A 12,247-nucleotide genomic window follows, 5' to 3' on the forward strand; every position below is an offset into this window, starting at 1 on the left:
CGTTACTCCTCCAACGAAGGGATCGCCCCTTCTTCAATCAGCTTTTGATACCAATAAAAGCTGTCTTTTCTCACTCGTTTTTGTTCTTTTTCCTCTGCATCATTGCGATCCACGTAAATGAAGCCATACCGTTTTCGAATCCCCTCATGTACACTGATCAAATCAATGGCAGACCACGGACTGTATCCGATCAGATCCACCCCAGCATTGATCGCGGCTAAGCATTGGCTGATATGCTGCGATAAATAGTCGATGCGGTACGGATCATGAACCGTGCCATCTGCTTCTAGATGGTCTTCGGCCCCTAAGCCGTTTTCGGTAATGATGATCGGTAAGTGGTAACGATCATAAAGTGTTTGCAACGTCGTTTTCAGCCCCAAGGGATCGATGGTCCAATTGAAGGCATTTTTCTTCAAGAACGTATTGGTGAACCCTTTGTAAAAACCACGCTCCATAATGTCTTCACTTTGCTGATCGCTGATACCGTTCTTCATGTCCCCAGCTTCCGTCGGCTGCTCCACTGTCACTGTGGTGTAGAAGTTCATCGCGACAAAGTCAGGCTTAGCCCGTTCCATCAACGCCTTATCCTCCGGACCAAAGTCAATCGTGAGCCCATTTTGGTTCAAATAATCTTGAAAGACCGTATTGTAACGACCGAAGCAGGCGAAATCAAGGTACGCCCAGTTCCGGACACTGTTGAAATACAACGCTGCTTGGTTGTCTTCTGGTCGACTAGTCGCCGCATAGACCAAGGAAATATTTGGGACCGGTCCGATTTTGCCATTCGGTACGATTTCATGACACGCTTCGAAAGCATATTTTTCAGCGATCATCAGGTGATGAAATTGCTGGTATTTTTCTGATAATGGAATCTTTTTCCCTAATATTTTTTGATCCACCAGCAGCATGATATTTGGTTCATTGATCGTCAGCCAGTGCGTCACTCGATCCCCATAGGCTGTAAACAGCGTTTTGGCGTATGCGGCAAATACCTCAACGGTGCTGCGTTTTGTCCAGCCGCCTTCGTCTTCCAATGCTTGCGGCAAGTCAAAATGGTTCAACGTTACAAAGGGCTGAATGCCGTGTTTCAGCAATTCATCAATGACATCGCTGTAATGATCCAAGCCTTTTTGATTAATAGTACCGCGCCCTTCTGGAAAAATTCGCGACCAAGCGATCGAAAAGCGGAAAATTTTGATCCCCATTTCTGCTAACAAGGCGATATCCTCTTTGTACTGGTGGTAATGGTCGACAGCCACAGTAAAATCCGCGATCTTGTGGTTGTCTCTTGGACGAGTATCTTGGACACTCAGTCCCTTGCCATCGGTTTGATACGCTCCTTCGGTTTGGTGAGCGGAAATCGATGCTCCCCATAAAAAATCAGTTGGAAATGTTTGTTTCATATCGTACTCCTTATCCTAAATAAGATGCGTTTAACATCTTAGAATTATTGCTTGCATGGCAAAGACAATATTCTGAATTATCTCTTATTTTTCGCGGTAACGCAAAAAATAACTCCTGTCAAGTAAGACCCTTTTGAAGATGTGCTACTTAGACACAAAAAAAGCAAAGTCCAGTTTCCTAGACTTTGCTTATGATTTAGAAGTAGCAGCTTATTTTTGCTCTGCTTTATCTTCGTTCAATAGTGCTTTTCTTGAAAGGTTCACACGGCCTTGTTTGTCGATTTCTGTGACCTTCACTAAGATTTCGTCGCCTTCTTTGACAACGTCTTCTACTTTGTTGACCCGTTCGTTCGCAAGTTGTGAAATGTGAACTAAGCCGTCTTTGCCTTTGATTAAGTTGACAAACGCGCCGAATTTTTCAACACGGACAACTTTCCCAAGGTACACTTCGCCAACTTTTACTTCTTTCGTCAATTCTTCAATGATCTTGATAGCTTTTTGGATCATTTCTGCATCAGCAGAAGCAATCGAAACTTTTCCGTCTTGATCAATATCGATTTTCACGCCAGTTTCATCAATGATGCCATTGATGGTGTCGCCGCCTTTACCGATTACATCTTTGATCTTCGCAGGATCGATTTGGATCATTTCGATCTTCGGTGCGTATTGGCTTAACTCTTCACGAGGAGCAGCCAATGTTGATGTCAATTCATTTAAGATTTCCATCCGTGCTTTTTTCGCTTGATCTAATGCTTCTGTCAAGATTTGTTCAGTGATTCCTTGAATCTTGATATCCATTTGTAACGCAGTGATCCCATCTTTGGTTCCAGCAACTTTAAAGTCCATATCGCCAAGGTGATCTTCTAAGCCTTGAATATCAGTTAAGATCGTGTAGTTTTCACCATCAGATACAAGTCCCATTGCGATACCTGCAACTGGTGCTTTGATTGGCACCCCTGCATCCATCAATGCTAAGGTTCCTGCACAGATACTTGCTTGAGAAGAAGAACCATTTGATTCTAATACTTCTGCAACGAGACGGATTGTGTAAGGGAAGTCTGTTTCATCAGGAATCACTTGTGCTAAGGCACGTTCGCCTAATGCACCATGACCGATTTCACGACGTCCTGGTGAGCCGGCACGACCAGTCGAACCAACAGAAAATTGAGGGAAGTTGTAATGGTGGATGAATCGTTTTGATTCTTCAACCCCTAATCCATCAATGATTTGGTGTTCGCCTAAAGGTGCTAATGTACAAGCAGACAATGCTTGGGTTTGTCCCCGAGTAAATAGACCAGAACCATGAACACGTGGCAATAAGCCAACTTCTGATGCCAATGGACGGATTTCGTCTAATTGACGGCCATCCGGACGAATCTTGTCGATGGTGATCAATTCGCGAACCACATCTTTTTCAAGATCTTCCGCGATTTGTTTCACTTCTTTCAAGAATTGTGCTTCCTCTTCATGTCCAGCAAATTTTTCTGCATACACTTCTTTCACTGTGTCTTTGACTTTATCGATCTCGTCTTCACGAGCCAATTTTTCTTCAGTCATAACAGCAGTTTTCATTGTTTGGTAGTAGCCGTCGAAGATTTCTTTTTTCAAGTCAGCATCTACTTGTAACAATTTGACTTCCATTTTTGGTTTGCCCACAGCTGCGACAACTTCTTCTTGGAAGGCAACCAATTCTTTGATAGCATCAAAACCGAATAATAACGCACCTAACATGTCTTCTTCAGAAACTTCCTTCGCGCCTGATTCAACCATGTTGATAGCTTTTTTCGTTCCAGCTACTGTCAATTCGATATCAGTTTGTTCTGCTTGTTCTACTGTTGGATTCAAGACGTACTCACCATTGACCCGACCAACATCAACACCAGCGATCGGTCCGTCAAACGGGATATCTGAAATAGACAATGCTAAAGAAGAACCTAACATTGCCGCCATTGCTGGCGTACAATCTTGTTCAACACTCATTACGATGTTTGTTACTTGTACTTCGTTACGGAAACCTTCCGCAAACATTGGACGGATCGGACGATCGATCAAGCGGGCAGTCAAGGTTGCTTCCGTACTTGGACGTCCTTCCCGTTTGATAAAGCCACCAGGTACTTTCCCTACAGCATACATTTTTTCTTCGTAATTGATTGTTAATGGGAAAAAGTCGGTATCTTTTGCTTCCTTAGATGCAACCGCTGCGCTTAGGACAACCGTATCGCCATAACGAACCAATACAGCTCCGTTTGCTTGTTTGGCTAATTGGCCAACTTCTACTTCTAATGGGCGGCCGCCCCAAGTTGTTTTGAATACTTGTTTTTCTGTCATGTTCTGCTCCTTTTCATCGGATCCCAGCAAGTCACTACTAAACAAATGAAAAAATCGGAATGACGTTCCGCTGCTTTCATTTGGTTAGTAGGATGCTGCTTACAAGGACCCAAAATTCTTTTTAGCTGCGCTTTTTGATTCACCAGTCAAAAGGCCGCTCTTTCGGTGTTTCACTTTTTAGATGGCTCGAGATCACCTGTCAGACTGCATCAGCTGTTTTAGCCGACACTGCAGTCGCAGTGATTCCGCTGCTTGGTCACTACGCTCGTTTCCATCGCCTAGTACTATTCATCATCTGCTCTGTGCGGCTTGCGCCGCCCAGTCGCAGTGATTCATAGCAAAAAAGTGAGATTCGGGTTGAACCTCACTTTTCTTTGTTTGATTAACGACGTAATCCTAAAGCTTGGATTAATTCGCGGTAACGTTGTACGTCTTTTTGACGTAGGTAAGCTAATAAGTTACGACGATGTCCAACTTTTTTCATCAACCCACGGTATGAATGGTGGTCTTTTTTGTGCATACGTGCATGTTCGTTCAAATGGTTGATTTCTTCTGTTAAAACAGCGATTTGAACTTCTGGAGAACCAGTATCTCCTTCATGACGTGCAAATTTGTTGATGATTTCGTTTTTGCGTTCTTTTGAAATTGCCATGTTTTTCACCTCTTTTTCTTTTTCCCCTGCGACTGAGTAAAACGTTGGTGATTCGTTAAACCAAGTAACAGGTACTGTGCTTTTCACACGTAATTACTTTACTTGATTCTAAGGAAAAAAGCAAGTTTATCTACCTATTCTTTTCGTTTCTTTTGAAAGCTCCTCCAAAACTTATGTTATACTTAGGATACTACTCTATCTAAAGGAAGTGTAAGGATGAGCGTTCTTTCCCGAATCGAGAGCATGAAAAATGAATTATCGCTTTCTGAGAAGAAACTCTTCGCATTCATGGAGGCCAATCCTGAAAAAGTGCCGTCGATGACTGCGAGTCAATTAGCAGAAGCCACTGGGATCAGTGCGCCGACTGTCGTACGCTTTGCGAAAAAAACCGGCTTTGCTAGTTTGACAGATTTAAAAATACAATTATCTGCGGAATCCGGCTTGCGCCAAAATGCCAATGAAAACTTGGGCTATGCCGATGTTGAATTAAATGAGCCCTTTCATGCCATCACATCTAAATTAAGCCACAATGCACAGGTGACTATGAATGAGACGGCCCAATTGTTAGAAGAACAGCTGATGTTGGCTGCCGCTGAACTGATCGCGACTCGTGAGCGAATCTTTGTCTGCGGGATCGGTGCTTCTTCATTGATCGCACAAGATATCCAACAAAAATGGACCCGTTTAGGCAAAATCGTCGTGTTTGAAAATGACTACAATCTCTTGTTGCCGCAACTCGTCAAAAACGAGAAAAAAAGTCTCCTCTGGGTCATTTCCAACAGTGGACACACGCCTGAGATGGTTCACTTAGCAGAAATCGTTAAAAATCTTGGCGTCCCGATTCTGTCACTCACCCGATTTGGCAGTAATCCGTTAACAAAGTTGGCGGATGTTCCCCTGCAAGTGTCCCGTTCCAAAGAAGCCAACCAACGTAGTGCTGCTACGAATTCGATTATCGCCCACCTATTGGCGGTCGATGTCCTTTTCTATGTCTTTTTAAGCAAGAATGAAAAGCTGGCACGCAATATCTATGCCTCACGCCAAGCCATTGCCGATTTTCGTGAGAAGTATTTATAAAATATTCATAGCCAAAGAAGTCCGCAGGAAAGTTTTCCTGCGGTATTTTTTTCTTCTAAGGACACTTTGATCAATCAAGGGCATTCTTGGCAGCTACTTCTGCCAACCAAAAACTGGACGCTTTGGGATAACGCTTGAAGTCATTTTTCAAATCCACTCGATAAAACCCATAACGGTTTTTATATGCATTCAACCAGCTCCAGCAATCCATAAAGGTCCACATATGGTAACCGAAACAAGGAGACCCGTCTTCGATTGCATGATGCAGCTGACGCAAATGGTCTTCAACAAAGGCGATCCGATACGTATCATTGACCTGCCCCGTGGCGTCCATGAACCGTTCTTCCTCAGATACCCCCATGCCATTTTCGGAAACAAACCATGGCATGTTTTGATAGTCATTCTTTAGACGCATCGCGATATCGTAAATCCCTTCTGGATAGATTTCCCAGCCGCGATGAGGATTGATTTTTTTCTCTGGCCAATCGTACCCACGAAATAACTGACGTGGCTCAAAGGGACCGGATGCTGCCTTCTGCGGAAGTGGTGCTTGGATCCGCAACGGTTGATAATAATTGCAACCAATAAAATCTACGGTATTTTCACGAAAAATTTCCGCATCTGTTGCTTCATATTCAGGGGACAATTGATGCTCCTTGAATAAGCTCGTTAGCTTTTCTGGAAATTGTCCATAAACGACACAGTCCAAAAAACTGCGAATATACAAGAGATCTGCCCATTCAGCGGCTTCTCGATCAGCCGCTTCTTGACTTTTTGGATAAACAGGTGACAAATTCAAGATGATACAGATTTCTCCATCAGGAAGTGCGATTTTACGAAACTCAGCAACTGCCTTCGCATGGGCTAACAAGGTATGATAACCAACTTGAATTGCCCGCTTGAAATCACGCACTTGCGGCCAATGAGCATCTCCGTAATACCCACATTCAATATGCACCAATGGTTCATTAAAGGTCGCCCATTTTTTCACTAAATCGCCAAATTGTTCAAAAGCAGTTTTTGCATAAAATGCAAAATGGTCCACGGATTCCCGCGCCTCCCAACCTCCTTTTTCCATCAGCCACCAAGGCATGTCAAAATGAAACAAATTAATGATCGGTTCGATGCCTTGATCCAGCATTTCCTGAAAATATGCCCGATAAAACCGGACTGCCGTCTGATTCAATGTTTTTCCATCTGGTAATAAGCGGGTCCATGCAATCGATGTCCGATAGGAATTCAAGTTCATGGCCTTCATGTTTGCTACGTCTTCCCGGTATTGATAGTAGGTATTTGAGGTGTCGCTTGGTCCGACACCATCGTAAAAGCGTGACGGCTCCAACTCAAACCATTTGTCCCATGTAGAGGGACTTTTGCCGTCAACCACTGCGGCCCCCTCGGTTTGCGGTGCTGACGCGGCCGCTCCCCATAAAAAGTTTTTTGGAAATTGAATCATTCTTTTGCTCCTTTCTGAATTACCTGCCACGTGCGGTCAGGGTTGGACCGTTGAAATACAAATCGATACTGCTGACCTGCTGTTTCGACTTCCAGACAAAACGATGTTGTTTCTTCCAAGGAAATTGCCAGCTGCTGCAATGATGCTTCACCGATCACGAGTTGAAAAGTTGCTTGTCCTTGACTAGGCACCCATACTTTTTGAAAGCCGCATAAGACTTTTTTCCTCGGCACATATGCTTTTGTATACTCTTTTAGATAGCATTGGACCACTTCTTTACCAGACACAGTAGAATGATTTTCAAGTGTGCCACTGACGATAATGCCTTCCCCTGCATATTCAGCCGAAACCGAGCTGCAAATAAAAGAGGCATAACTAAGACCATAACCAAAAGAATATACTGGTGCGCCTTTTTGATCGAGGTAGTCTTTTTGAAACGCTGTGTTGCGATAATTATAACAGACAGGCAGTTGTCCAACTGTATCAGGAATAGAAACTGCTAATTTCCCACTAGGTACCGTTTCACCAAAAAGAATCCGAGCAATCGCTTCCCCTCCATATTGGCCGGGATAGCCAGCGTAAAGCACCCCATCGAACAAGTCTTGCAAAGGAGCTAAGCAATGCGGTCGACCGGAAATCACGATCCCAATCAGCGGCTTTTTACTCTTCTTCAACGCAAACAGTAAATCCAACTGGCATTGCGGCAAATCGAGGGTAGCCAAGTCGATGTTTTCTCCACTGGTCATTTCCTGAGATCCCCTTAAGGCGGCACCGTTTTTGTCAAAATCCGTTGTGAAATCACGGGCACTGGAGCCGCCGATCGTCACTAAGACGACATCCGCTTTTTCTGCAATCTGACAGGCTTGCCTTCGTTGAGCCAGTGTGCCACTAGAGATTTCGCAGCCTTTCTCGTAGAAGAAGTTAGCTTGATGCGTACTTAAACTGGTCAAACCTTCCCAAAGGGTCGTACATGTTGTTTCTTCCTTGAATGGCGTATAATCCCCTAGCTGATGATAGAGCTGTTTAACGTGAGGACCGATGACGGCAATCTTTTGTCGCGTTTTCTTCAAAGGCAAAATACCATTGTTCTCTAGTAAAACAATCGATTCCTCCGCAAATTTCAAGGCAACTTGTTGCGCCTTTTCTTTACGGGGCAATGAAACACGGGGCGTTGCTTCTTTAAACAAGCCAAGTTTTTCTTTCAAAAGAAGCACACGACGGACTGCATCATCGATCGCCGTTTCCGCAAGTAGCCCCTCAAGGACAGCTTCTTCTAACACTGGGAAAACTTCATCCCATAAACTAACATCCACACCGCTGGTCAAGGATTTGGCGGCCGCTTGTGGGTGGCTCCCCAGCCAGTCAGCAATCCGATCCAGCCCACACCCATCGGCCATCACAATTCCCGTAAAGCCACTTTCTTCTCGTAAAACATCTTGCAGCAAATAAGCATTGGCATGGCATGGGATACCGTCTAGATCATTGTATGCAGCCATACACCCCAAGGCCCCAGCAGCAATCCCAGCTTTCATTGGTGGCAGATGGATCTCGCGGAATTCCCGATCACCAATTGCCACTGGCCCTGCATTGTGTCCCCCAATTCCTGCACCTTGGGCAGCAAAGTGCTTCAATACCGCTAAAACGTTCTGCTTTTCTATCGTTGTTTTTGATCCTTGTAATCCTCTGACGGCCGCTTTGGTAAAGCTGCTGGTTAAAAACGGATCTTCACTGAAACATTCTTCAGTTCGCCCCCAACGCGGATCTCTAGCAATGTCCAATGCGGAAACCAAGCCAACATGGGCTCCTTTTGCCCGAATCTCTTGAGCAGTGATGGTTTGGGCCGCTTGATACAGCTCTGGATTCCAACTAGAACCAACACTAAAATTGACCGGAAACGTCGTCGCTTCTAAACCTTGGTGCCCGTGAGGACACTCTTCACTGAGAAGGGCCGGAATCCCCAGCCGAGTGTGCTCCTGCAAATAAGTTTGAATCATAAGGGATAGCTCATAGGACTCCGTGGTCGTCAGGCCTGTTTGCTGATTTCTACCTGACCAAGGATCAGCTCGAAACACGCCGTAAATCCAGCCAAGACTGCCAAAACGAGCTACTTCTTTTTTAAAGGTTTCAGTTAAAATAATTTTTCCATTGTTTTTTTCGTAAACTTCCCAACCATACAGACGCTGATTCAGCTGGCCGATTTTTTCTTTCAATGTCATTTGCCGTAAAAGTGTCTCAATCATATGCATCTCCATTTCTATTTAGTCTTCTAAATAAAGCATGATGGTCTGGATCTCAAAAGGCTGAAAATGGATTGTGATGCTTCGGGCATCCAGCGGCTCGACCGACAGTTCAGCGACGGTTTCTTCCAAAAGATTCGTTAAAACCGCTTTTTTGATTCTTTTCTGGCAGCGCATTTGACAGGCGGTGGTTTGATTGTGATATTCATACAACCGCACGATCAGTGCCTCTTCATCTTCGGCTTTTTTCACCGTATCCAGTAAGACATTCTTTTGGTCGATTGCTAGAAAAGCATCCCCTGATAGTTGTGACACCCTTGGAACCGTCAGAACGGGAACATTTAATGCCAATGCTTCTTCCATCGTTTGCGCTTCTTGCCAAGTTCCTTCGTGGGCGTACAAGGAATAGGTAAACTCATGAAGGCCTTGATCCGCTTCAGGATACGGATCGATCGGCGATTTGATCAAAGAAAGCCCGATTTTTTGATAATCCGTATTGAACCCATATTTCGAATCCGTCAAAATACTAACCCCATAATTCCCTTCTGAGAGATCTACCCATTTTTGTCCACAGCTCTCAAAACGTGCTTGGTCCCATGTCGTGTTTTGATGCACAGGCCGTTTTACCTGCCCGAATTGAATATCAAACGTTGCTTCCAATGTGTTAACATCAATCGGCATCAATGCCTTTAACAGCAGTTGATGCTGGTGCCAATCAACCGCTGTTTCAAAATCGATTCTTCCCGTGCCATGGTAAAAATGCAGCCATTGCGTAATAAAAGAATCTTCAAACTGACGTTTGATCTTCAAGGTATCGCGAATCTCCCCTTGCTCAACAACCTCAGCTGAGAGAACTTGCTTCACAGGATAAGGCTTCTTCTGGTAATAAATATCAATGTCCCACGCATCATAATCCATTGGCAGATCTTCGTAAGCCACTAACTGATTCAACCGCTCGCCTTTTGGCACGATTTCTCGCTGCTGCCGTTTGTCAAATAAAGAGATGATGTCAAAGTGTTCGTCAAAAATCACTTTAAAATCAACCGTTTCAAACGATTCCTCCAGCCGCATTGCCACTTGCTTTGATTGAGGCACAGCTGAGACAGGGGTCAGTGTTTTGCAGCTCAATCCAGCCATGGCGGGAATTTTGACTAAGAGCCGGTCATCATAGGTCCGCTGAGTCAGGTAAGCTTCTTTGATCCCTGTCTGATCGTCTAAATAGACCAGACCCGTCCGCTCTTGTCCCAGCGGATTAAAGACATGCCATGACGTAGCTTCGGCTGCTTGCACCGCTGGAAACAAAGTTTCGATCAGCTTGCAGCCTTTATCAAAGAGCTGTTGATACTCTTGATCCGTCTGATCATAAACTTCTTTGATCGAGCTTCCCGGCAGAATGTCATGGAATTGATTAAATAGCAGCTGTTTCCAAAGTTGTTCTAATTCAGCTTGCGGATAACGATTGATTGCACAAATACTATAAAGTTTTTCAATCGTCTGTAAGAAAAATTCTCCTTGGCGATTGGCCTTCTTGTTTTTGCCAATCGAAGTCAGTGTTCCACGATGGTATTCAAAGTACAATTCGCCGTACCAGACTGGGCCAGATTTTTCCTTAAAAGAATCTGCCAGTCGATCAAAAAAGCCCCCCACATGATTGCCAGTAATCGTCGGCATATCCGGCAATGTTTTTTGCAGCCGTTTCTGGACTTCTAGCATCTCTTTCGTTGGGCCTCCGCCACCGTCACCGTACCCATAGGCAATCAAAATTTCGTCGTGCTGATCTTTTTGCTGATAACGTTCAAAACTGCCTTTGATCGTGTAAGGATCTAGCAATCCATTATACGTCGTATAATAATCTCTTGGACTGTATCCTTCACTGATGGTGGTAATAAAATGCGTCAAAACGCGGCTGCCATCAATTCCTTGCCAATAGAAGGAATCATAAGGAATTTGATTGAACTGGTTCCATGACAGCTTCGTCGTCATAAAGTAGGGCGTATTTGTTTTGCGTAAAATTTGCGGCAAGGCGGCTGAATAACCAAAGACATCCGGTAGCCATAAGATGCGGCTATCGACTTGAAATTCCTCTTTCATAAACCGTTTGCCATAAAGGATCTGACGAACCAGCGATTCCCCTGAAGTCAAATTGCAATCGGCTTCCACCCACATCGCCCCGTCAACTTCCCATCTTCCTTCTCGAACTTTTTCTTTGATTGCAGCGTAAAGTTCAGGATAATGTGTTTTCATGGAGAGATACAGTTGTGGTTGGCTTTGAAAAAACGTGTAATCTGGATACTCCTCCATCAATTTCAAGACCGTCTGGAAACTGCGCTCACCTTTTTCAATTGCTTGCTGTGCCGTCCAAAGCCACGCCAGATCGATGTGGGTATGGCCGACAGCCGTCACTTTTTGTTTTGGTGTATGCGCTGGTAAGTAACATGACGCAAGCAGTTGCTTGGCTTTTGCGAGACTTTCATAGAATACCGCTGAGTAGGGCGTACGAAAATCCAAGACATTGGCGACTTGACCAAGAACTTGTTGATAAAATGCTTCGTCACCGCCAAACGCACGAATGGCACGCCAACTATCAAACAGCGTATAAAAATCAAACCAGAGTTCATTGACGACAGGATCCAATGCCAATAAGTTGATATGCAGTGGGAATGGTTTATCGGAACGGCCCGAGAACAGATCAATCTTCAGTTTGACTGCTTTTTGTTGATATCCTTCAGCCAAAGTGACCTCTCGATGATTGACATCGATAGCTTGGACATAGGTATCGTCCAAATAAATTTTGATTTGGGGATTGGTGGTGTTGTCCCACTCTGAGAGACTTGAATAGACTTGTAAGACGACACAAGGATTCCCTACCCAGTCAGCGGGAACTTGAAAGCTGCCTTTCAACTGATAATAGGTGTTTTTTTCTCCGAAATAACTCCCTTGTTCATACGGTACCCAATCCTCTTGTTTTAAAAAAAGCGGGTCTATTGGCTGTTGATAGCGTACACGGTACTGTTTTAATTTGTAGAAAATTTTTCGGATGCGTTCAAACTCGTAAGGCTGCATAACTCTCATTTTTCTTTTGACTCCTCTATCT

Annotated in this window: 7 protein-coding genes; 1 reads left to right on the forward strand and 6 read right to left on the reverse strand. The window is 44.3% G+C overall.

From position 1 onward, the window contains the following. Positions 1-2: 2 nt before the first annotated feature. From IGJ01_RS14650 to rpsO, 3 genes are all read right to left on the reverse strand, one after another. Complete coding sequence (locus tag IGJ01_RS14650; RefSeq protein WP_429969678.1) at positions 3-1,403, reverse strand: glycoside hydrolase family 1 protein; 1,401 nt, start codon at positions 1,401-1,403, stop codon at positions 3-5. Positions 1,404-1,613: 210 nt separating this feature from the next. Further along, a complete protein-coding gene (pnp, locus tag IGJ01_RS14655; RefSeq protein ID WP_077452226.1) occupies positions 1,614-3,731 on the reverse strand; it encodes a polyribonucleotide nucleotidyltransferase in 2,118 nt (705 codons plus the stop codon). 382 nt (positions 3,732-4,113) lie between these two features. After that, complete coding sequence (rpsO, locus tag IGJ01_RS14660) at positions 4,114-4,383, reverse strand: 30S ribosomal protein S15 (protein ID WP_005228072.1); 270 nt, start codon at positions 4,381-4,383, stop codon at positions 4,114-4,116. 216 nt (positions 4,384-4,599) lie between these two features. Here rpsO and IGJ01_RS14665 point away from each other — a divergent pair, with 216 nt between their 5' ends. Then, complete coding sequence (locus tag IGJ01_RS14665) at positions 4,600-5,460, forward strand: MurR/RpiR family transcriptional regulator (RefSeq protein ID WP_008379484.1); 861 nt, start codon at positions 4,600-4,602, stop codon at positions 5,458-5,460. A 70-nt stretch (positions 5,461-5,530) separates the two neighbouring features. Here the strand turns inward: IGJ01_RS14665 and IGJ01_RS14670 are convergent, their stop codons facing one another. From IGJ01_RS14670 to IGJ01_RS14680, 3 genes are read right to left on the reverse strand one after another with little or no spacing between them, the layout of a single operon-like run. Continuing rightward, entirely contained in the window at positions 5,531-6,916 is a 1,386-nt protein-coding gene (locus tag IGJ01_RS14670; RefSeq protein ID WP_244732468.1) for a glycoside hydrolase family 1 protein, read from the reverse strand. After that, positions 6,913-9,168 carry a glycoside hydrolase family 3 N-terminal domain-containing protein gene (locus IGJ01_RS14675; protein ID WP_430601219.1) on the reverse strand — a complete coding sequence of 752 codons (2,256 nt, stop codon included), beginning with the start codon at positions 9,166-9,168 and terminating at the stop codon, positions 6,913-6,915. Before IGJ01_RS14675 ends, IGJ01_RS14670 begins: the two co-directional genes overlap by 4 nt. 6 nt (positions 9,169-9,174) lie before the next feature. Further along, positions 9,175-12,225 carry an alpha-mannosidase gene (locus tag IGJ01_RS14680; RefSeq protein ID WP_430601221.1) on the reverse strand — a complete coding sequence of 1,017 codons (3,051 nt, stop codon included), beginning with the start codon at positions 12,223-12,225 and terminating at the stop codon, positions 9,175-9,177. Positions 12,226-12,247 lie beyond the last annotated feature (22 nt).

Origin of the sequence: Enterococcus sp. AZ089 (genome assembly GCF_050547225.1) — a bacterium.
Classification (GTDB): Bacteria; Bacillota; Bacilli; order Lactobacillales; family Enterococcaceae; genus Enterococcus_D; species Enterococcus_D entomosocium.

Excerpts from the sequence above, each read along its gene's own strand:
- IGJ01_RS14665 (WP_008379484.1), top strand. The coding sequence starts at position 4,600 with ATGAGCGTTCTTTCCCGAATCGAGAGCATGAAAAATGAATTATCGCTT.
- pnp (WP_077452226.1), bottom strand. The coding sequence starts at position 3,731 with ATGACAGAAAAACAAGTATTCAAAACAACTTGGGGCGGCCGCCCATTA.
- IGJ01_RS14650 (WP_429969678.1), bottom strand. The coding sequence starts at position 1,403 with ATGAAACAAACATTTCCAACTGATTTTTTATGGGGAGCATCGATTTCC.
- IGJ01_RS14675 (WP_430601219.1), bottom strand. The coding sequence starts at position 9,168 with ATGGAGATGCATATGATTGAGACACTTTTACGGCAAATGACATTGAAA.
- IGJ01_RS14680 (WP_430601221.1), bottom strand. The coding sequence starts at position 12,225 with ATGAGAGTTATGCAGCCTTACGAGTTTGAACGCATCCGAAAAATTTTC.
- rpsO (WP_005228072.1), bottom strand. The coding sequence starts at position 4,383 with ATGGCAATTTCAAAAGAACGCAAAAACGAAATCATCAACAAATTTGCA.
- IGJ01_RS14670 (WP_244732468.1), bottom strand. The coding sequence starts at position 6,916 with ATGATTCAATTTCCAAAAAACTTTTTATGGGGAGCGGCCGCGTCAGCA.